The 20,509-nt window shown below is 35.1% G+C and carries 16 protein-coding genes and 5 tRNA genes; 8 read left to right on the forward strand and 13 right to left on the reverse strand.

Annotation, left to right across the window (positions count from 1 at the left end):
* The first annotated feature begins 143 nt into the window (after positions 1-143).
* From ACR1PN_RS13385 to ACR1PN_RS13395, 3 genes are all read left to right on the forward strand, one after another.
* Entirely contained in the window at positions 144-821 is a 678-nt protein-coding gene (locus ACR1PN_RS13385; protein ID WP_433980441.1) for a DUF2461 domain-containing protein, read from the forward strand.
* 104 nt (positions 822-925) lie between these two features.
* The gene (locus ACR1PN_RS13390; RefSeq protein WP_433980442.1) at positions 926-1,720 is read left to right on the forward strand and encodes an FkbM family methyltransferase; all 795 of its coding nucleotides are present in this window, start codon (positions 926-928) and stop codon (positions 1,718-1,720) included.
* A gap of 9 nt (positions 1,721-1,729) precedes the next feature.
* A complete protein-coding gene (locus tag ACR1PN_RS13395; RefSeq protein WP_433980443.1) occupies positions 1,730-3,205 on the forward strand; it encodes a lipopolysaccharide biosynthesis protein in 1,476 nt (491 codons plus the stop codon).
* Here the strand turns inward: ACR1PN_RS13395 and ACR1PN_RS13400 are convergent.
* The 4 genes from ACR1PN_RS13400 to ACR1PN_RS13415 all read right to left on the reverse strand — a co-directional run bounded on the left by ACR1PN_RS13400 (position 3,198) and on the right by ACR1PN_RS13415 (position 7,751).
* Positions 3,198-4,226 (reverse strand): hypothetical protein, encoded by a 1,029-nt coding sequence (locus tag ACR1PN_RS13400; RefSeq protein ID WP_433980444.1) that lies wholly within the window; start codon positions 4,224-4,226, stop codon positions 3,198-3,200. The genes ACR1PN_RS13395 and ACR1PN_RS13400 overlap by 8 nt on opposite strands.
* An 84-nt stretch (positions 4,227-4,310) precedes the next feature.
* Entirely contained in the window at positions 4,311-5,165 is an 855-nt protein-coding gene (locus ACR1PN_RS13405) for a glycosyltransferase (protein ID WP_433980445.1), read from the reverse strand.
* Between the two features lie 73 nt (positions 5,166-5,238).
* Entirely contained in the window at positions 5,239-6,639 is a 1,401-nt protein-coding gene (gene aspA / locus ACR1PN_RS13410; RefSeq protein ID WP_433980446.1) for an aspartate ammonia-lyase, read from the reverse strand.
* Between the two features lie 86 nt (positions 6,640-6,725).
* Positions 6,726-7,751: an N-acetylmuramoyl-L-alanine amidase gene (locus ACR1PN_RS13415; RefSeq protein ID WP_433980447.1), complete on the reverse strand. Its 1,026-nt coding sequence runs from the start codon at positions 7,749-7,751 to the stop codon at positions 6,726-6,728.
* Positions 7,752-7,886: 135 nt separating this feature from the next.
* On the opposite strand from ACR1PN_RS13415, the gene ACR1PN_RS13420 reads away from it, so the two are divergent.
* The 5 genes from ACR1PN_RS13420 to ACR1PN_RS13440 all read left to right on the forward strand — a co-directional run bounded on the left by ACR1PN_RS13420 (position 7,887) and on the right by ACR1PN_RS13440 (position 8,722).
* Positions 7,887-7,971: transfer RNA gene (locus tag ACR1PN_RS13420), tRNA-Ser, on the forward strand.
* A 13-nt stretch (positions 7,972-7,984) separates the two neighbouring features.
* A tRNA-Pro gene (locus tag ACR1PN_RS13425) sits at positions 7,985-8,059 on the forward strand.
* A 32-nt stretch (positions 8,060-8,091) separates the two neighbouring features.
* A tRNA-Arg gene (locus tag ACR1PN_RS13430) sits at positions 8,092-8,165 on the forward strand.
* Positions 8,166-8,556: 391 nt separating this feature from the next.
* Positions 8,557-8,631, forward strand: a tRNA-Pro gene (locus ACR1PN_RS13435).
* Between the two features lie 17 nt (positions 8,632-8,648).
* Positions 8,649-8,722: transfer RNA gene (locus ACR1PN_RS13440), tRNA-Arg, on the forward strand.
* A 151-nt stretch (positions 8,723-8,873) separates the two neighbouring features.
* Here ACR1PN_RS13440 and ACR1PN_RS13445 read toward each other — a convergent pair.
* The 9 genes from ACR1PN_RS13445 to ACR1PN_RS13485 all read right to left on the reverse strand — a co-directional run bounded on the left by ACR1PN_RS13445 (position 8,874) and on the right by ACR1PN_RS13485 (position 20,405).
* Complete coding sequence (locus ACR1PN_RS13445) at positions 8,874-9,557, reverse strand: MBL fold metallo-hydrolase (RefSeq protein WP_433980448.1); 684 nt, start codon at positions 9,555-9,557, stop codon at positions 8,874-8,876.
* Positions 9,558-9,609: 52 nt separating this feature from the next.
* Positions 9,610-10,197, reverse strand: coding sequence for a Crp/Fnr family transcriptional regulator (locus ACR1PN_RS13450; RefSeq protein ID WP_433980449.1), 588 nt, complete (start codon positions 10,195-10,197; stop codon positions 9,610-9,612).
* 207 nt (positions 10,198-10,404) lie between these two features.
* Positions 10,405-11,250 carry an SH3 domain-containing protein gene (locus ACR1PN_RS13455; RefSeq protein WP_433980450.1) on the reverse strand — a complete coding sequence of 282 codons (846 nt, stop codon included), beginning with the start codon at positions 11,248-11,250 and terminating at the stop codon, positions 10,405-10,407.
* Positions 11,251-11,311: 61 nt separating this feature from the next.
* On the reverse strand, positions 11,312-12,139 hold the full coding sequence (prmA, locus tag ACR1PN_RS13460) for a 50S ribosomal protein L11 methyltransferase (protein ID WP_433980451.1): 828 nt from the start codon (positions 12,137-12,139) through the stop codon (positions 11,312-11,314).
* A gap of 272 nt (positions 12,140-12,411) precedes the next feature.
* Positions 12,412-13,125 carry a 3-ketoacyl-ACP reductase gene (locus ACR1PN_RS13465; RefSeq protein ID WP_433980452.1) on the reverse strand — a complete coding sequence of 238 codons (714 nt, stop codon included), beginning with the start codon at positions 13,123-13,125 and terminating at the stop codon, positions 12,412-12,414.
* Between the two features lie 162 nt (positions 13,126-13,287).
* Positions 13,288-14,871: a calcineurin-like phosphoesterase C-terminal domain-containing protein gene (locus tag ACR1PN_RS13470; RefSeq protein ID WP_433980453.1), complete on the reverse strand. Its 1,584-nt coding sequence runs from the start codon at positions 14,869-14,871 to the stop codon at positions 13,288-13,290.
* Between the two features lie 26 nt (positions 14,872-14,897).
* Entirely contained in the window at positions 14,898-16,349 is a 1,452-nt protein-coding gene (locus ACR1PN_RS13475; protein WP_433980454.1) for a SusD/RagB family nutrient-binding outer membrane lipoprotein, read from the reverse strand.
* Positions 16,350-16,359: 10 nt separating this feature from the next.
* Positions 16,360-19,338 carry a SusC/RagA family TonB-linked outer membrane protein gene (locus tag ACR1PN_RS13480; RefSeq protein ID WP_433980455.1) on the reverse strand — a complete coding sequence of 993 codons (2,979 nt, stop codon included), beginning with the start codon at positions 19,336-19,338 and terminating at the stop codon, positions 16,360-16,362.
* 320 nt (positions 19,339-19,658) lie between these two features.
* A complete protein-coding gene (locus ACR1PN_RS13485) occupies positions 19,659-20,405 on the reverse strand; it encodes a glycerophosphodiester phosphodiesterase family protein (RefSeq protein WP_433980456.1) in 747 nt (248 codons plus the stop codon).
* Positions 20,406-20,509: the final 104 nt, after the last annotated feature.

The raw sequence follows: 20,509 nt of genomic DNA on the forward strand, positions 1-20,509 counted from the left end.
TGAGGTAAAATCCATTTTTCCAGTTTATCTTTGCTTATGAGTTCCAGATTTTAGTTCTTTTTTTTTGCAACTCTAAATTGCTAATTTTCTGGAAACTCTTTTTCTAAAAAAGTTTAAACAGGCTTTTGATAAAAATATAAATCATGGCATCACATCTTTCTGCTAAAATATTTGATTTCTTAAAGCTTATCGACAAAAACAACAACCGTGAATGGTTTAATGAAAACAAAAATGTTTTCTTGGAAGCTCAGTCAGAATTTCAGTATTTTGTGGAAGAATTGATTTCCGAAATGGGAAAATTTGATAAAGACATCTTAAAACTTGATGCTAAAAAATCTCTGCTGAGAATCTATCGTGATACACGATTTTCAAAAGATAAAACACCTTACAAAACCTATTTTGGAGCCTCCTTGGGAATGGGAAAAATGAATTCAAAATCAGGATTTTACCTGCATGTAGAACCCGGAAAATCTTTCTTAGGAAGCGGAATTTATTTGCCCGACGCACCCATTTTAAAGGAAATAAGAAAAGAAATTTCTTTGTTTAAAGATGATTTTCTGAAAACAATTGAAAAAAAAGAGTTTAAAAAATATTACGGAGAGCTGGATGATGAGCATACATTAAAAAATGTTCCTCAGGGTTTCGAAAAAGATGATCCTATGGCAGAGTATTTAAAACTAAAAAGTTTCATTGGTGTTCATCATATGACGAATAAAGATCTGATGGATAAAAATGCAGTTAAAAATATTTCAAAAATATTTGAAGCGGCAAAACCCCTGAACGATTTTCTGGATACCCCAATTTTTAATACTCAAAATTAGACATTAGACAAATACCACCTGAAAACCAAACTGTTACAATTAGGATTTTTTAGCAGCAATTTAGCATTTTTTACTACCTTTGTTGGCCTTCAAATATCCACACAATGTCTTTATACCAGCAATTAGCCGAAAAACTACAGTACATTAGTCCGAGTTTTTATAAACAAAGGTATTTTAAAAGCTTAAAAAATCTTACCAGAGAAAATTTTTCAGGACGAAATGTAGAACCGGAACTGGTTTGGATTAAAGAATATTTACAAAACGACGCAGTAATTTTTGACATTGGAGCCAATGTAGGAACTTTCCTTTATCAGTTTGAAAACAAGCTGAATCACAAGAACATTTACGCTTTCGAACCTAATAAAAAATTAAACATCAGACTCAAAAGACTGTTTCCGTCAATGAATATTTCTTCTGTGGCCCTTTCTGATGAAAATACAACGGCACAGTTTAAAGTTCCCATCATCAAAGGAAAAATGGTCGCTTCAAGAGGGACATTAAATACGGAATATAAAGAAAAAGGAGAAGAAAGAAGTTACACCGAAACTGTAGAAGTGGTAAAACTGGATGACTGGACCCGATCTAAAAACATCAGCAAAATTGATTTCATCAAAATAGATGTGGAGGGGAACGAAATGAAAACACTTTTCGGAGGAAAAAACACGATTCAGCAATTCAAGCCGACTTTAATGGTTGAGATGGAACAAAGACATCACAAAACACCCATCTGGGATGAGATTTCTGAAGTGGAAAGCTGGGGTTTTGAAGCTCATTATTTAAACCGAAAAACTTTTACACTCGAAAAACTGACTGAAGAAATTCTACTTAAAAATATAAGCGACGAAAAAAACAAAACCGACTACATCAACAATATTATTTTTATTCCTAAAAACCTTTAAAATACAAGTATGAGCGTAGTTGCAAGGCAGGGTTTTAAGTATTCGGTTATTGGATATACGGCAACCCTGATCGGGATGTTTTCCATTTTTATTTTTACGAATGATCTGTTTTTTTACGGAACATTGCGATATATAATGTCTGCTGCCGAAATGCTGGTTCCTTTCGTAGTCGTAGGAATTTCGTACTCAAACGTCAAGTTTTTCGGAAGAGCACACGATGATGATAAACATCAAAATATGCTTTCAGTTTCGTTAGCATTGGTTTTTTTTAATTTTCTTATTTTCCTGCTCATTTTTTTTCTGATTCCTACTTTTTTTCCTGAATTTACAAAAATGAAAATATGGGAAAGCAAAAAATATATTCTGCCACTTGTTTTAACGCTTTCTTTGTGTGCCATTTTTAATAAATATATTTCAAATTATAAAAGGATTGTTGTTTCTAATATTTTTGATAATCTTTTACCAAAACTCGCTAATCTAGGATCATTCTGTCTTTTCTTTTACTTTCAGTTTTCAGAACAGGTTGCTTTGGCTTTTTTCTTCGGAATGTTTGCTTTAATGCTTTCAGGCTACATTTATTACACCAATAAACTTGAAAAGATAAGCTTCGACTTTAGCAGAGATTACTTCAAAAAAGATCATTTTTATAAAGAATTTGCAGCCTACAGCTTTTTTGGATTTCTGGGAACTTTCGGAAATCACATGGCGATTAATAATTATATGATTGGCGAATTTATTGGTGAAGAAGAAATTGCAATTTACAGTATTTTGCTGGCTCTTATTTCTTTGATTTCTATTCCGCAATTGGGTTTGTTTAATATTTCCGCACCGATTATCAGAAAAAATTTAGCCGATGGTGATATGTTGGAACTCGACAGATTTCACAAAAAAACATCACTGACTATTTATTTTCTTGGAGCTGTCTTGTTTGGTTGTATAATGGTTGGATTCCCCTATTTAACACATTTTATGCCTAACAAAGGAGATATGCTGAGAATGTACGAACCCGTTATTTGGATTTGGGGTTCTGCCGTTTTAATGGACTTAGCAACAGGATTTAACGGAAATATCATCTCCCTTTCAAAATATTACCGATTCAATATTATCGTTATGCTTTTATTGGCCGGATTAACAATCGGTTTAAACTGGTATTTCATTAATTATACTGATCTTTCCCTGATTGGAATTGCTTTATCGACGGCAATTTCTGTAACGACTTACAATCTAATAAAAGTTATTTTTAATTATTTCATGTTTAAAGTTTCTCCTTTTACCATTGAAATGATTTTTGTTTCGATTATCTGTACTTTGGCGATTACAGTTGCGATTGTTTTGCCTGTTTTCGAGAATAATTTGATCAATTTGATTTATAAACCAGCAGTCGTTTTATTGCTGATTTTTATTGGAAATCATTTTACAAAAATATTCCCGATTGAGCAGTACATCAACAGGAATTTCATCAAAAGCATTCTGAAATTTAAATAAGATTATTGAGAAGTTTCTCCAAGTTCTTGAGAACGATTTCTTTGTTATAATCTTTCTGAAAATCATATTTAAAATCTTTGAGTTCATCAAACTGCTGAATGACATTTTCTTTCTCAGAAACGATAAAATCAAGATTTGAGGAATAATTTTCAGGAAAAACAGCAATCTTACCAAACTTAATGGCATCCCCAATATTTCCTGTCATTTTGGTTTTGCCATAAATCTCTTCCTGACTGAAAAATTTTGTTTTCTGCTGAATCGGACACCAAAGAACATCGGCTTTCTTCATCCAGTTTTCGAAATCAGTTTGTGAAACTCTTTCTGTGAAGTATGTAAGATTAAATTTTTCAGCAACTTTTTCAATCTTTTCAAGCTCTTCGCCTTTTGCTTTTCCAAGAAAAACAAATTCGACATTTTCAGCGTTATCAGATTTTTTAATTATATCTAAAACATGGTTATAATCACGTCTTTTTTGTGAAACTCCACCCGGAATTACAACCGTTAAATTTTCATTTTTATCTTGTTGAAATTCTTTTGTATAAAAAAGCGGCAAAAATTGATATTCTGAACAAGAAAACTGTTTATCTAAAACCAAAAGCTGATTTGCACTTCTATAAACTTTTGAAACATTAAACAATCCTTCTTTCCACCATAATTTCAGACGATAAATAACATCTTCCTTAAAAATATTTTTAATTAAATCTAATCTGGAAGCTTTAGAAAAATTAAGATTGTGAACAACGATTGCTGTTTTATACTTCTGCGTAATATTCAGAAAAGTATTGAAATAACGGTGAACAGTTCCGATAATGATTAAATCGTATTTCTTTGTTTTCAGTTGATCTAAAATCATCGAATTATCCGACAAAAAAACATTTTCATGACTTCCAGGAATTTGTTTTTTAATCTTTTCAGAAAAATAATAATCCACAGAAAACCCTTTTGAATCTTTCATTAGATCCATAAAATCAGCCGCAACTTCTGCGTGAGTATCGATTTCTATGTAGGCTATTTTTTTCAATTTGAAATTTTGATTTTATGTTTTGGCTGAAGCCGATTGCATCTGTTTTATTTGAGTGACGGGCTAAAGCCCGTTCCTATTGAATCACACGTTAAACCATTTCTTTTTAAACTGATTCCAGCGTTGCTGATTGATTACTTTTTTTTCATCTTTTGTAATTTTCAACTCAAGATTCTGAGACTTGCATTTTTCGTACGAACTGATAATCTGAAACAGAAATGAAGGCGATTTTATTTTCATCGCTTCTTTTGCTGCTGCAACATAGGTCAGAAAACGGTTTAGACCTAAAAAATAAAAATATCTTCCATAATAATCGGCCGGTTTTATCGTGTAATCTGCACCTTTTACTTTAATTAATTTCACATGGAGCTCCGGCAAAACCACTTCTTTCCAGCCTGAATTCTGCAGTAAAATCGCATCAATATTATCCCAGCCTAAAGTTTCACGCAAACCGCCCATTTGCAAAAAACACTCTTTCTTGTAAGCTTTCATTGGGCCACGAACATGATGTTTATTGGAATTTCCTTCATACACCCATTCCCCGTTTTTTTCAACATACAAAAGTCCACCAACCAAACCATAATCCGGATTTTCAACAAAAGCACTTGCAACAGTCTGAAGATAATTTTCTTCCAAAATAATATCCGAATCAAATTTACAGATGACATCAAATTCATCCAGATTTTGAGTACTTAATCCCTTTTTGAAAGCAGCCACAACTTTTGATCCAGGCTGATGAGCTGACTTTTGAAGATTAATCGTTTCAAAACGGCCATCATTTTCAGTATATTTTTTTATAACTTCCGAAGTTCTGTCTGTAGAACCATCATTCACAACAACAATTTTAAAATCTTTAAAATTTTGTCGCTGTAAAGAATCTAAAGTAAACGGAAGATTGTTTTCTTCGTTGTGTGCAGGAATGATGATAAGGAATTTCAAGCTGAATCAGTTTATAAAATACAAAACGATAATTGATGACTGCAAAAGTACATCAATTATCGCTCATCAATGATTATTTATTGTGTGGCTTAAGCATATTCACAGGATCTAAAATTTCGTCTAATTTTTCCTGAGAAAGCAGACCTTGCTCAAGAACCAGATTGTAAACACTTTTCCCTGTTTCCAAAGCTTCTTTCGCAATTTTTGTTGATTGCTTGTATCCGATGTAAGGATTTAAAGCGGTTACAATTCCTATGCTGTGTTTCACCATATTCAAACAAACTTCTTTATTGGCAGTAATTCCGACAACACATTTATCACGAAGTGTATCCAAAGCATTGCAAAGGAAGTGAATATTTTCCATGATAGCGTGAGAAAGCACAGGCTCCATTACATTTAATTGTAATTGTCCCGCTTCTGCTGCAAAAGTGACGGTAAGATCATTTCCGATTACTTTAAAACAAACCTGATTCACCACTTCCGGAATCACAGGATTTACTTTTCCAGGCATTATTGAAGAACCCGGTTGCATTGGTGGAAGATTTATTTCAGATAGTCCCGCTCTCGGTCCTGAAGAAAGTAATCTTAAATCATTACAGATTTTAGAAAGTTTCACTGCAAGACGTTTCATCGCCGAAGAATAAATCACATAAGAACCTGTATCCGGAGTTGCTTCTACCAAGTCAGGCGCAGAGACTATAGGATAACCCGTAATTTCAGCCAAATTTTTAGCACAAAGTGTTGCATAGCCAACTGGAGCGTTAATACCTGTCCCAATAGCAGTTGCACCCATATTCACCTCAACAAAAAGATTGGCATTGTTATTCAGTTTCGAAATATCTTCTTCCAAAGTTGCAGCAAACGCTTCAAATTCCTGCCCCATTGTCATTGGAACTGCATCCTGAAGCTGAGTTCTTCCCATTTTGATCACATCCTGAAACTGTTTTCCTTTCTCACGGAAAGCCAAAACAATACTTTCAAGCTTTTGAACCAGTGTAGCATTCATTTGCAACAATCCCATTTTAATTGCCGTAGGATAGGCATCATTTGTAGATTGTGAAAGATTAACATGATCGTTTGGAGAACAAAATTCATACTCGCCTTTATTTTTTCCTAATTTTTCCAAAACACGATTCGCAATCACTTCATTTGCATTCATGTTTATAGAAGTTCCTGCACCTCCCTGAATCATGTCAACAGGAAATTGTTCATGCAATTTTCCCAATAATATTTCATCACAGGTTTCTGCAATCTTAAAATATAAATCTTCATCTAAAAGCCCGAGTTCATAATTTGTTTTTGCTGCTGCTTTTTTCACAAAAGCCAGACCTTTAATAAATTCTGGATATGACGATAAAAGTTGTCCTGAAATTTTAAAATTATCAATGGCTCTTTGAGTTTGAACTCCGTAATAAGCACCAATCGGAACATTTAATTCCCCGAGAAGATCACTTTCTTTTCTGAAATTTTCCATAAATTGAGGTTGAGTATTAGGTTAAGATTAAGGTTGAAAATAGATTTGCTTGATTAATATTGAAATATTCAACCTTTGCCTTAGCCTTACTTAGAAGTATATTTTTGATTTAAAGCCTGAAGAATTGCCCATGTTTCGGCATCCATAATTCCATCATAGTTTTGTGGTCGGAAATGATACTGTAATGCTTCAATCGTTTTTTTGGTAACATCATCCCATTTTCCGCTTGGCTGTAAATCATAACCGAATTTCTGTAATGCCGTCTGAACCATGAATATAAATGACGGCTCATTGTATCGTGCAGAAATATCGGTTTGTGAAGTTGCAAGCAACGTCTGTTTCGCAGCTTCGTCATACCACATTCCTATCTGATATTCATCATACAATTTTTTCCAAGGGAAAAGTGGTCCGGGATCCTGTTTTCTTGTCGGCGCAATATCTGAATGTGCCAACACATTGGTAGCCGGAATCTGATATCTTGTCACAATATCTTTGGCTAAAGCTGCCACTTTTTTAATCTGGTCATCACTGAACGGCTGGAAAGTTTTTACACCTGCTGCATCAGCTGTGTACCCCATATTAACAATTTCAATTCCTATAGAAGTATCATTAAGATTTTTATCAGCTCGCCAAGCACTTACTCCGGCATGATAAGATCGTTTATTCTCATCAACCAGTTGATAAATTTCATTATCGCCTAAATTATTAACTAAATAATGCGCACTTACAGACTGCTGGGTAAGAACCTGTACCGATTTATCATCAGGTAAAACAGTGTAATGTAAAATCAGATATTTCTGTCTGAAATTTTGAGCAATTGCTGGAAAATGTGTTTTTACCACTTTATATCCCGCAGGTTTTGCTGATACGATAGAGCCATAACTTACGGTGTTATCATTTTTAGTAGCATCCGCAATATTTGTAGTAAAAAATTCTACGCCATGCTCATTTGTAATTTTTGGTTTTGGCTTTTCTACAGGATCGGTTTTGACTGCAACTTTTGGCTGTGAAGCCACTGTTTTAGGTCGGTACGTACTTTTTTTAATATTTTTTTGTGAGGTACACGAAAAAACCAACGTACTTAAGCCGATGATATATAATGTCTTACGCATCAGTTTACTTTTTTAATCGTTTATAAGCGTAAAAATACGCAATTTTTTCTTGAATTTTATTTGGTAAATAAAGAAATCTGTTCTATATTTGCACTCGCAATAACAGAACAAAGGTCTTTAAAATATAAATAAAAAGGAGGGTTGCCGGAGTGGTTAACGGAGCAGTTTGCTAAACTGTCGACGCGAAAGTGTCGCAAGGGTTCGAATCCCTTACCCTCCGCATTTATTTCTTTCGGGGCGTAGCGTAGTCCGGTCATCGCGCCTGGTTTGGGACCAGGAGGTCGCAGGTTCGAATCCTGCCGCCCCGACAGTTTTCGATAATTTTCTCAAAATTACAAATGGGTGCGTAGCTCAGCTGGATAGAGCATCTGCCTTCTAAGCAGACGGTCAAAGGTTCGAATCCTTTCGCGCTCACTTAAACTCACAACTCCTGTTGTGAGTTTTTTTTGTTTATAATAGTTTTCAATTTCAGCTTTTATGTCTTTATAACTTAAAAATCATTAATTGTTTTCAATTTATTTTCGTAGAAAGAAAGTCTTAAGGTATTTTAATTTCTTACTCATATTTTCAGATGGCTAATTTTAGATCAGCGAAAATTTCAAAAAATATTACCGTAGAATATAAAATTATTTTTTCATTTTAGTTTCGGATAATTCAATGATTACTAACACGGTAAAGTTTTCAAAATAGTGATCAGCAAATATTCACGATAAATTATTTTAAATTTTATTTTGATTTATATAAAAAAATCCTATCTTTGCACCCACAAAAAACAAGGTAATTCTTGTTAAAAGATGACCTCAATCGGGGCGTAGCGTAGTCCGGTCATCGCGCCTGGTTTGGGACCAGGAGGTCGCAGGTTCGAATCCTGCCGCCCCGACAATCAAAATATTTTTAGGGTGCGTAGCTCAGCTGGATAGAGCATCTGCCTTCTAAGCAGACGGTCAAAGGTTCGAATCCTTTCGCGCTCACGAAACCTCACAATTCTTAATTGTGAGGTTTTTTGTTGTTATAAAACTTTGTAAATATCATCGGATTATAATTTTCCAAACCATATGGAAAATGTTAGCGTACAAAAATTCCGCTATTAAACCCAATTACAGTATACTAAGCTCGTTACTTTTAAATAGCCGAACTGAATCTAGTCAAAAATTGCTCAAATTCCCCATCTGTATTTCGCATAACCGGGCCATGACCGAAACAGATAACAGAAGGATTCAATTGTGCCAGCTTTTGGAGTGACTTGATATTTTGTTGCTGATCCGAGGTAAATATATTTGGTGGAAGATGTAGACCGATCGCTGTCGTAAGCAGATTCATATTTACCGCGGCATCTCCGATGATCAGTACTCCATCCTGCTCACGGAATAAAGAAATATGACCTGCCGAATGCCCGGGAGTCTCTATTACCCGGAAGTTTCCAATTTCATCGTTTTCAACAATTGTCCGGTCAACTTTATGTCCCTGACCAGCCCAATACTTTTGCTGGAGCCTGGCTACCCAATGTTGTGGAGTCGGGTAATCGTTGGTCACCATACCTGTTTCTGTTCTAAAAACTTCGTTGGGATGGCAGAGTAAGGGAATTGAGAGATCAGCACAAATCTGATCGCTACAGCCTTGATGATCTGCATGAGCATGTGTCAATACATGTTGATAAACAGGGACTTCCCGGAGAACCTTTTTTATTGTGGTATATGAACTGCGTATTCCGGAATCTACCAATACACCTTCGATAATATAACAATTGATACTGTTTCGTGGCATCAGGGGAATCTGGAACACTTCAGGAGCAATTTGACGTAACATATTTTTTGTGCAAATCTACTTCGATGACCCGGATCGAATAAGGACATTTGTCCTATAATGCATTGGGTCTATGTATTTGTCCTTTCGCCCTTGTCAATGATCGCTGCGTGATGCCAAGGTACGATGCCAGATCCTGAGTTGCGACCCGTTGAACGAGCATAGGTTCACTGGCCAGAATATGACGGTATTTATCCACAGCGGATTTATTATTGTAATTCAGCAGATAACGCTCTTTTTGGTTATACTCCTGCTCTATTACCGATTTTATAACTCCGTTCCAGGCCGTAACCTGACCAAGCAAATATTGATAATCCACATAGCTTATTGCGTAGATTATACTATCTTCTATAGTCCTGATACTCCTCCTCGATTTTTCCTGCGCTACAAATTCCTGAAATGAAGTGACAAATTCATTTTCAAACTTGAAACAAGTTATATTTTCCTCTCCTTCTTTGTCGACAGCATATGCTTTTACAGCTCCACTTGCAATAAACCCGATGTGGAGACAGGCTTCCCCTTCACGAATAAAAAAATCGCCTTTTTTGAAGCGGGCTGATTTGAAAAATTGTGCAGAGAAGTTGATTTCCTCAGTTGATAGTTCTCCTGTTGAAGATAGATAATTTTTAAATACATCGGTCATTTCACAATCTTTTTATTTATTTTCTTCATCGTCTATTATATGGATTACTTATCAAATACAGCATCCAAATTTAAATATTGTATATTCATAAAAACTGCATTTAAATAAACAAAATAGTTTACTTAAATTTTTTAAAGAGTATAAATTCTATACAATTAAAATAAAAACCACCGTAAATATACAGTGGTTTCAGTTTATCATTAAATTCTATTTCAATTTATAAGAATTCCCGTCCCAAAGGTAAGTCTTTGATGCTCTTTTCTTCTTTTCACGATCTCTGTCATCCTTTTCCATTTCTTCCATTTTAAAAATAAAAGCATTCGGGATTCCACCTTTATCATTCGGGAAAACAAATTCCTCACTATGATAGTATATATCAGCATCCCCAACATTCATGAGCTGAGGAAGAGCAATCAGCTTTTTATCTTTAAACAAAACATATTGATCATAACTCGGAATTCCGCATGCTTCGCCGGAAACAGTAGCCTTCAGAGTTAATTCTACATTTTGTAGCTTGTGATTACTTTCAATATTGAATGTTCCAAAACTAAGACTTTCAGCCGATCCGGACTCGAAAGAAACCTCATCAATTAAAGTATTTCCTTCCATAACTTTTATGGCTGCGATATTTTGTTGAATATTGATTTCAGGATATTGCTTATCTTTTTTGTTGACTGTTTTCGTTAAGCCAAACAAAAAATCGTACCCGTTCTTGTTTCTATAGCCTACTGCAAGATTTCCGCCCCAAATGTAACCTTCGGAAGTTTTATCACCTTTCTGATATGATATTTTATACCAATTAGCTCTTCTTTCACCCAGCTTTAAAATAGTTTCATCCTGTTTAAGAATCAAAATCTGTTGATTGGTTGGCAAAGAATCTAAAATCTGAGCATTCACATTCGGAGATTGCCGGATTCTCGTCCAATCGGTGAATATTTTTTGTGTTTTATTTTCTTCAAAATGGAAAACTCCGTTGGCATATTCGTAATCTTCTTTCTGCGCAGAGAAAAAATGAATAATGAATAGAAATAAAACAGTGAATAAGGTTTTCATAATTTCAGGTTGAGACTAAGATTGAGGTTGAGTTTAAGGTTGATATTAATCTGCAAAATATTTATTTTTCAAGCAATAAACTTACCCATTCTTCGCGTTGAAGTTTCTTTTTCAGTTCCAAATTATTCTCTTTACAAACTTCAAGAATATCATCAACATCAAAGAAACACAATCCTGAAAGTAACAATTTCCCACCTTCATTCAATACAGAAACATAAGTCGGGATATCTGAAATGAGGATATTTCTATTGATGTTGGCCAGAATAATATCGTAATTTTCTTTGCCTAAATTTTCTGCAGTTCCCAGCTCAATATCCAGCTCTACTCCATTTCTTACCGCATTTTCTTTTGAATTTTCCACCGACCATTCGTCGATGTCGACTGCTTTTGTATCTCCGGCTCCGATTTGTTTTGCATAAATCGCCAACACTGAAGTTCCACAACCCATATCCAACACTCTTTTGTTATTAAAATCAATATCCATCATTTGCTGGATCATCAAATGCGTTGTCGGATGATGTCCTGTTCCGAAAGACATTTTTGGTTGAATGATAATTTCATGCATTCCGGGAACAGATTCGTGGAATTCTGCTCTGATTAATACTTTATCATCAATATTGATGGGCTCAAAATTCTTTTCCCACTCTTCATTCCAGTTGATATTGGGCATTTCCTGAAAAGTGTATTCAATTTTTACCTCTTCATTCTGAAAAAGCGGTAAAGCTTTTAATTCTTCTTCATTAAATAAGTCCTTCTGAATATATCCTAAAATTCCATGAATTTCCTCCGTGAAGCTATCGAAACCTATCTCAATAAGTTCTGCCATTAATATTTCGTTCCACGGTTGAAGCGGAGAAATTCTGAAATCGAATTCTAAATAATTTTGCATGTGAATAATTTGCTGCAAAAATAAAGAATTAACATTAGAATCTTTACAGTTAGTATTAGAGATGTCACACTGAGCCTGTCGAAGTGTTTTTAACGCAAAGCGCGCAAAGACTTTTTTAATGCTATACTGCATATTTTTGTTCGCAAGGGCGTTTCACTCAGCTAAGTCGCTCTTAGCAATGACAATTAAGTATAAAAAAAGCGAACCGAAGTCCGCCGTTATTTAAAAGTCATAAAAAACTAATTTCTAATATCTAGTTTCTAGTGTCTATACTATGGATTGGTAGAAAAAATAGAACCATTTGCGATTAGCGCTCTTCTGTTCATTTTCAGAATATCTCTTACCCATTCTGCGAAATCTTCCGGCTGAAGCACTTTATCAGGATTTCCATCTGTAAGGCCTCCCTGAATAGACATATCTGAAGCAATAGTACTTGGCGTAAGTGTAATTACACGGATGTTTTGTTTTCTCCATTCTGCCATCATCGATTGTGATAAGGAAACCACCGCTGCTTTAGATGCTGCGTAAGCCGACATATTTGGTCCACCTTTCAAACCTGCTGTAGAAGCTACGTTTACAATATCGCCCTCTCCTTTTTCTTTTAAAAATGGATAAACTGCTTTTGCTGCATAATATACTCCGAAAAGATTTGTTTTGATTACCTGTTCCCAAGTTTCGGAAGACATATCTTCGATAGAACCAAAATCTCCGATTCCGGCATTATTGATTAAAATATCTATACCACCTAATTGCTCTGCAATCGATTCGATTCCTGCTTTTACGTGAATTTCATTATCTATACTGAAAACTGCATACGCTGCATTTACACCCAATTTTTGGATTTCGTCAACAGTCATTTTCAAATTTTCTTCGTTTCTTCCGGTAATTCCTACATTTACTCCTTCACTGGCAAGAATTAAAGCCACAGCTTTTCCTAAACCTCTTCCTCCACCGGTTACGATAGCGTTTTTTCCGTTTAAATTCATTATTTAAATTTTAATGGTACAAATCTACAAAACCATTTTTTTAAACACGTGTTTATGATTTTGATTTACTAAAAATTAATCATTACCAAATTCTATTTAAAACAAAACCAGCCTACGAATAAGCCGGTTTCTGAAAGTAATATATAAAAATTGAAAATTAATTTAAGGAATAATAATCTGATCCTGTACGTCAAAATTTTCTGAAGCAGTAAACTCATTTCCGTACATATCCTGTGCTTTTACCTCAACTTTATGTCTGCCTAAAGAAAGTTTATTTCCAAACCCTCCGATCCAGATGTGTTTTGACTGTTCAGGATTTGAAGGCCTTCTTCCCGGGAAAAGCTTGTCGGTAGTATCCCATTTGAAAACGGAATTTGCAAAATTCGGATCGATGGTTTCAATATATTCCATTTCTTCCCATTTTCCGCCGTCGATTCTGTATTGCACTTTGTCTTTTTTACTTCCCATAAAGAAATTAGCCAAAATCTTTGCTGAAGTTTTAGACGGATGAGGAATTACTTTTGGCACATACAACTGAATCTGATGATCTTCAGGTTTTCCGGCAGTTTTATATTTAACCTTATATTCATTATCATTAAAACTGATAAAAGAATATCCTTTTGCAGTACCGTCTCTCATGGTTGAAGTCGGTAATCCAATCTCGTCTGAAGTTCCTGACCACCAATCGCCACAAGTTGTTCCTACATTGTATTCATGAAGATCTTTTGAACCGTTCCAACCCTGAGCTTTTCCGTAGAAAATCTGCTGTTGAATATGGGTATGAGCAGAAAGCAGTAAAGCATTTTTAAATGGTGTTAATGCATCAAATAATTTCTGGCGGTCTGCATTTCTGAAGTTATCTTCATTTGTATGATCTAATGGAATATGGAAAGAAACCACGACCAGCTTGTTTTTGTCTACATATTTTAAATCATTCTCTATAAACTGCATCTGATCTTCTCTGAAACCTCCCCAATAGCCTTTACCGTCTCTAGGATCAGGATAAAGAATATCATCTAATACAATGAAATGAACATTTCCGTAATTAAAAGAATAGTTGGCAGGACCAAAATTAGCTTCAAAAGTTTCGTCTGAAAGCCTATCTTCTTTAGCATCGTAATTCATGTCATGATTTCCCATCACATTATACCAGGGAAGACCAATCTCTTTCATTACATCAGCATAAGGCTTCTGCAGACTTAGATCATCACCCACCAAATCTCCCAAACTGATCCCGAAAACAGCATTTTTCTTGGTAGATTTCACCTCGTTTACGATTGCCCTTTTGAAATAGTCCAACTGCTTTTCTGTATAAGGCTGTGGATCACCGAAAACCAGAATATCAAAATTTTTGCTTTCGTTTTGTTTGTGCAAAGCAAAATTTAATTCCTTTGGGAGCATTCCCGTAGGCGCAGAACCTTTAAATTTAAAATCTGCGGGAGAACCATTCGGCTTGTACTGATAATAATATTGCGGTAAATTATTCTGATTTAATGCAACCATATAACCGGATGGTTTGATTACAAAAATCGTTTGTCCATCTGCAATCGGCAGGCTATATTTTCCTTTTTTATCCGTCAAAACTACCTGTGCACCATTGGAAACAGCTACTCCTTCAATTCCTTTTTCTCTGTTTTCTTTCTTCTGATTTTTATTTGTGTCTTCAAAAACGTATCCCGAAACAGATGCTTGAGAAAACGCCATCGCAGAGATAAATAATGAAGGGATGATGAATTTATGTTTCATTGTATTATAATTTTGAAATTAAAAAATTATTGATTCCACCACATTTTTGTGTTGATATTATCGCCGCCCATGTTCTGAGAAGCTGTAACGTAATTTTCGTAGTTCTGAACCTTTGTAACCGTTGGATAAGGCATTCTCTGAGGCATTTTACCATCGTTCATCAGTCCACCATTATTCGGTAAAACAGGGAAACCTGTTCTTCTTTGCTCGTACCATTGCTGATGATCTACGAAAAACAATCCTACATACTTCTGAAGCATAATTCTTTCTAAAGTACCGTTATACGCTACCTTAGGATTGGCAAAATAGTTCGCAGGCATTGTTGCACCCCACTGCTCAATAGTTGCTTTTACTCCATTTTCGTAGAAAGTCTGTGCATTTCCCGGAATAATTCCTTTGAACGCCAATTCTGAAAGGATAAACTGAAGCTCTGCATTTGGCATGATCAAGATTTTAAGTGGTGCTTTTGCTAAATTCTGATTTAAATTTGAAGGCTGATAATCAAAAGTAGTTCCTAAAGCATAACCTGACGGAGCTCCTTTGTAACCTATATTGGGATTGGGTGGCGTAACACTTTTTGCCTGAGAAAAAAACATGCTCAATCTCGGATCGTTGTTATCAACTAAAGTTTGGGTAAAAAATGCTCCCGAAGCTCTGTAAGCCGTAAAATCCTGTGGTCTTGCAATGGGAGGCATTAGAGGAGCTACTCCGGAAATATCTAGCACTACTCCGTCAGCATTGTTTTGGAAGATCGGATATGTTGTCGGGTTATTAACAATTTCAGTGATTCTCTGATGAACATTTACTTCACCGTTTCTTTTTAAAATTCTTGTCAGAAGTCTTAATGAAAGAGAATTGCAGAATTTTTTCCACTTTACAATATTTGCAGCATTAGAGTTTGCCTGAAAAAATAAATCGCCCTCACTTAAAGCTTTTGTTGTATCAAATAAAGTATTAGCTGCCTTAAGATCATCCAGTAAGAACAAATAAATATCTTTTTGCTTATCATACTTTGGTCTCATGATATTGTCTTCGAGTCTCAAAGCTTCTGTCATCGGAACATCGCCGAATGCATCGGTAAGATTTGCCATAATCCATGCATTCAGAACTTTAGATATTGCAAGATAATTGGCATTGTTCTCTTTTTTTGCTGCTTCATTAAGTTCTTTAACCTGTTTTAGCCATTTGTAGCTTGTATTCCAATATCCGTTTCCGGTACTTTCTGTAAGATAATAGCGGCTTACCGTATTTCCTTCATTAGGAAAAGCCAAGGCAACCTGCATGATGTCGAAAGTAAAATCATCGGCTCTGTTGTATCCGTAAGATCCCATTTCATACTGAATCGGAATCAAAAAGCTTCCCACCGAAGGTGTTTTAATTTTACTTGTATCTGTATTGATTTCTTCAAAGCTTCTCTCGCAAGAATTTAAACTCAATAATGAAAGAGCAATTGCTGTAGATAAAATTATTTTTTTCATGAGGTAGATCTTAGAATTTTAAATTAACTTGAAAACCGACAGTTCTTGCCGATGGAAGCTGACCGATTTCAGCACCTGGTGTAATTGTAGAATCGTTTAATGCTGCAACTTCCGGATCAAACATCGGGAACTTCGTCCACATCCAAAGGTTTTTTCCGAATACTGCTAAAGTAAGTTCAGTAAGTTTTAAAGGAGCGATCACATCTTTTGAGAAAGAATAAGCGATTCTTGCATCTCTTAATTTAATAAATGAAGTATCGAATGTATTGGTCTCAATATTAGCTCTTCTGTAGTAATCTCCGTAATAAGCTGCCAAACCAACCGTTTTTGTATTAGGGCTGTACGTTCCGTCTGCATTTAAAACTACACCCTCTCCTACAATCGTTCCGTTCGGATTATCTCTTCCCATCAAAGTATGACCTAATTTACCTTGTTCAGACATTTTGTGATGGGTTTGAGAATATGCCATTCCACCGTACTGACCATCGAACGAAAAACTGATCTGCCAGTTTTTTATTTTGAAATCATTTTGAAAACCGGCTCTCCATTTGGGAAATGCATTGCCTACTTTTTCTACACGGTCTGGTCTTGCCGGAAGTCCCGTTGCAGGATCATAGATCACCTGCCCCGCCTCATTTCTTAACAATTTAAAGCCATACAAATCTCCTAAAGATCCTCCGACCACAGCATTGTAATACAGAACTCCTGCAACCGTAGAAATGGTGTAAGAATTTTCTCCTGCAAATTCATCCGGTAAGGTGAGGATTTCGTTTCTGTTTAAAGACCAGTTGGCAGAGATATTCCAGCTAAAATTTTGTTTCTTGAAAGGCATTGCACTTAAGCTCATTTCTACCCCTCTGTTTCTCACTTTCCCGGCATTGATAATTCTGTTTGAATAACCTGATTCTAATAATGTAGGTATCGTGATGATCTGATTATCTGTATCGTTTTGATAAAGCGTTACATTGTAGCTTAATCTGTTTTTCAGCACAGAAAAATCCATCCCTGCTTCAATATTGGTATTATCTTCAGGTTTCAAAAGCGGGTTAGGATATGTTCCCGGTGTTAAAACCGAACCAATAAAATCACTTGGCGTATAATATTTGTCAAGCTGATACGGAAGTCCTGCCACCCCAACTTTTGCCCAAGAAGCTCTTAATTTCCAATAATTAAAATTAGGGCTTGACAGTTTAAAAATATCAGAAAGAATAAAACTACTGCTCACGGAAGGATAAAAGAATGATCTGTATTCTACCGGAAGTGTACTGCTCCAGTCATTTCTTCCTGTAACATCTAAAAACACTAAGTTATCATAATTGGCACTTACCAAACCATAGACAGAGTTGGTCTGCTGATCACTTGGTCTCGGAACTTTTGTGATCAAAGAAATCGCATTATTGAGACTGTAATCTCCAACGACTTTAAGACCTTCTGCACGGTAATCTGTCATTACATATTCATTATAACGAACACTTGCTCCGGCATTTGCAGTGATATTAAACTTGTTGAAATCTTTCTTAAAGGTGAATAATAAATCATTATTAAATTCATTATTTTTGATGTACTGTTCTCTGTAAAAGCCTTTAAGATAATTTGCTGAACTGTAAGGACGCTTTGTTGTTCTTTCTTCATCCAGCATTTCAATTCCTGATCTTAACATTAAACTGAAGTTTTTATTAAAATCATAAGTTCCTGAAATATTTCCCGTTATCATCTTCTTTTCTACACCATTAAGCATTTGGTAAGCGATCAGATACGGATTATCAATAAAGCTACTGAACGGGTGAATCTGGTCTACCTGCTCTTGTCCCGGTTTCCAGATCGGTTTATACCAAGCCAAATCAACATTCGGATTCTGGAAAATCATGAAATAAGAAATCGACTGGTTATTGTATCCTGTCGCCGGAAGATTATCACTTTTTGTATTTGCGTAATTGAATTTTGTAGAAACTCTGAACTTTTCTGTCACTTTGTGATCTAATGAAAACGCCATGTTGAAACGATCAAAGCCCGTATTTGGCATCATCCATTTATTGTCAAGATAGGAAAGTGAAGCTCTGAAACTTGTTCTATCTGTGCTTCCTTCTACAGAAACGTTGTTCGAAGAAGTAACTCCTGTTTCCCAAAAACCTTTTATATTATCTTTATAAGGTCTCCACAACTGTCTTTCTTTACTTTGTCCCAATACAGTAGGGTCATATTGAAAATAGTACTGTCCATCAAATTTAGGTCCGAAAGCACTGCTCGTTCCGCCCGTGCTTACTCCGTCTGCAGAAGCACCATAAGAATAGAAAAACTGTCCGGCTGTATTTTTCGCCAAAGTTCCCTGACCGTATTCGTATTGATAATCCGGCCATTTTAAGACAGAATCAAAACTTAAAGAAGAATTAAATGAAACTTTTAGTCTTCCGTTTTTACTTTTTCCTGATTTTGTTGTTATCATTAAAGCTCCGTTCGCAGCTCTCGAACCATATAATGCGGCAGCTGAAGCCCCTTTCAAAACAGTCACCGATTCAATATCATCAGGATTAATGCTGTTCAAGCCATTTCCTAAATCGATTGGTAAATCACCTCCTGTTCCGGCTCCGTAAGCGGCTGTTCCTGTTCCTGTTGTTGAATTACTCAACGGTACTCCGTCTACAACGATCAAAGCATAGTTTCCATCAAGATTAAAAGATTTTTCGCCTCTCAGTGTAATTCTCGAAGAACTTAAAGGACCCGCTCCTGCTGTCTGAATTTTTAAACCTGCTACACGACCTTCAAGACCTTGCGCCCAGTTATTATTCTGAATATTTTCAAAGATTTCAGAATCTACTTTTTCAGCAACATAACCTAAGGATTTATCCTGTCTTTTAATCCCTAAAGCCGTTACCACAACTTCATCAATGGTTTTCACCGTGTCTTTTTTCACCTGCTGTTGAGCCGCCATTTGGACGCTAACCAATCCGAGAATGGATAATAGAAGCAGTTTTTGAGTCTCTTTACGCATACTTTTTTTGTTTGCGCAAAATTATATCGCTATGACGAGCATAGCTTTAATACGATTTTAACATATTTTAAAGAATTTCTAAACAACATATTAATTTATGATTAACAGAAATGCATAAACTTTTAGTAAACAGTTGTTTAAAAACATGAATGATTTTTAATGTTGATTCGTGACTTAATTTATATACCTTTATTGTCTTTTCCAGAGAAAATAAAAATACCACAGACGTACCACAGGGTATTATTATTTTATAATTATTATTTGAATAAAAAAATCTGCTTCAGAAGAAACAGATTTTTATAATATAATTTTTCGGAAAATTATTTACCTTTCAGCTGATCCGGAATATTGGTTGTAATAAATCCGATTCCCTGAGATTTTAATTCTTCATAAACTTTTGCATCATTTACCGTCCAGGAATTGGTGATTAGCCCTAAAACTTTTGCTTTCTGAATCCAGTCCGGATTTTTCTGGAATACACTGTAATGATAATCCATTCCGTCTAATCCTTCGTTTTTGATTTGTTCAGGAGACAATTCTCCATTAAGATATTGTACTTTGAATTTTGGTTCAACTTTTTTAATTTCTTTACAAACATTGAGGCTAAAGGAAATAAATTCGCTTTGGGAGTCAAGTTTCATATCTTTCACCATCTTAATTGTTTTTTCTACAATCTCGTTTTCTTTTTCCTGTGATTTTACAGGTTTTATTTCGATAATCAGCTTTAAAGACGGATCTTTTTTTCCTTGCTTAAGGTAATCTTTTAAAGTCGGTAAATTTTCGCCATTCGAAAGCTTTAATTTCTTCAAATCCTTGAAATCGGTTTCTTCAATAATCATTTTACCGTGATGCTCATCATGATTAATAACCAAAATACCATCTTTCGTCATTCTTACATCGAATTCAGCACCGTAAATTTTTAATTTCTGAGCATTTTCTAATGCTTTGATCGAATTTTCCGTTATAGGAGGATTGGTCTGAAAATAACCTCTGTGAGCAATAATTTGAGTTTGTGCATTCATAAAAGCTGTTGTTAAAACTGCAAACCCTAAGATAAACTTTTTCATAATTTTAAATATTCTTCTGCATTATTATTTTGAATTAAATTCAATTTAAAACTGAAATTTAAAACAATATAATGATAATTATACAATTGGCTGCAAAGGTAAAA

The organism is Chryseobacterium sp. RLHN22 (assembly GCF_051011795.1).
Taxonomy (GTDB): Bacteria; Bacteroidota; Bacteroidia; order Flavobacteriales; family Weeksellaceae; genus Chryseobacterium; species Chryseobacterium zhengzhouense.

Coding starts and splice junctions, on each gene's coding strand:
- ACR1PN_RS13395 (WP_433980443.1), top strand. CDS start 1,730: ATGAGCGTAGTTGCAAGGCAGGGTTTTAAGTATTCGGTTATTGGATAT.
- ACR1PN_RS13445 (WP_433980448.1), bottom strand. CDS start 9,557: ATGTTACGTCAAATTGCTCCTGAAGTGTTCCAGATTCCCCTGATGCCA.
- ACR1PN_RS13480 (WP_433980455.1), bottom strand. CDS start 19,338: ATGCGTAAAGAGACTCAAAAACTGCTTCTATTATCCATTCTCGGATTG.
- ACR1PN_RS13485 (WP_433980456.1), bottom strand. CDS start 20,405: ATGAAAAAGTTTATCTTAGGGTTTGCAGTTTTAACAACAGCTTTTATG.
- ACR1PN_RS13470 (WP_433980453.1), bottom strand. CDS start 14,871: ATGAAACATAAATTCATCATCCCTTCATTATTTATCTCTGCGATGGCG.
- ACR1PN_RS13385 (WP_433980441.1), top strand. CDS start 144: ATGGCATCACATCTTTCTGCTAAAATATTTGATTTCTTAAAGCTTATC.
- ACR1PN_RS13415 (WP_433980447.1), bottom strand. CDS start 7,751: ATGCGTAAGACATTATATATCATCGGCTTAAGTACGTTGGTTTTTTCG.
- ACR1PN_RS13390 (WP_433980442.1), top strand. CDS start 926: ATGTCTTTATACCAGCAATTAGCCGAAAAACTACAGTACATTAGTCCG.
- ACR1PN_RS13450 (WP_433980449.1), bottom strand. CDS start 10,197: ATGACCGATGTATTTAAAAATTATCTATCTTCAACAGGAGAACTATCA.
- ACR1PN_RS13465 (WP_433980452.1), bottom strand. CDS start 13,125: ATGAATTTAAACGGAAAAAACGCTATCGTAACCGGTGGAGGAAGAGGT.
- ACR1PN_RS13475 (WP_433980454.1), bottom strand. CDS start 16,349: ATGAAAAAAATAATTTTATCTACAGCAATTGCTCTTTCATTATTGAGT.
- ACR1PN_RS13455 (WP_433980450.1), bottom strand. CDS start 11,250: ATGAAAACCTTATTCACTGTTTTATTTCTATTCATTATTCATTTTTTC.
- prmA (WP_433980451.1), bottom strand. CDS start 12,139: ATGCAAAATTATTTAGAATTCGATTTCAGAATTTCTCCGCTTCAACCG.
- aspA (WP_433980446.1), bottom strand. CDS start 6,639: ATGGAAAATTTCAGAAAAGAAAGTGATCTTCTCGGGGAATTAAATGTT.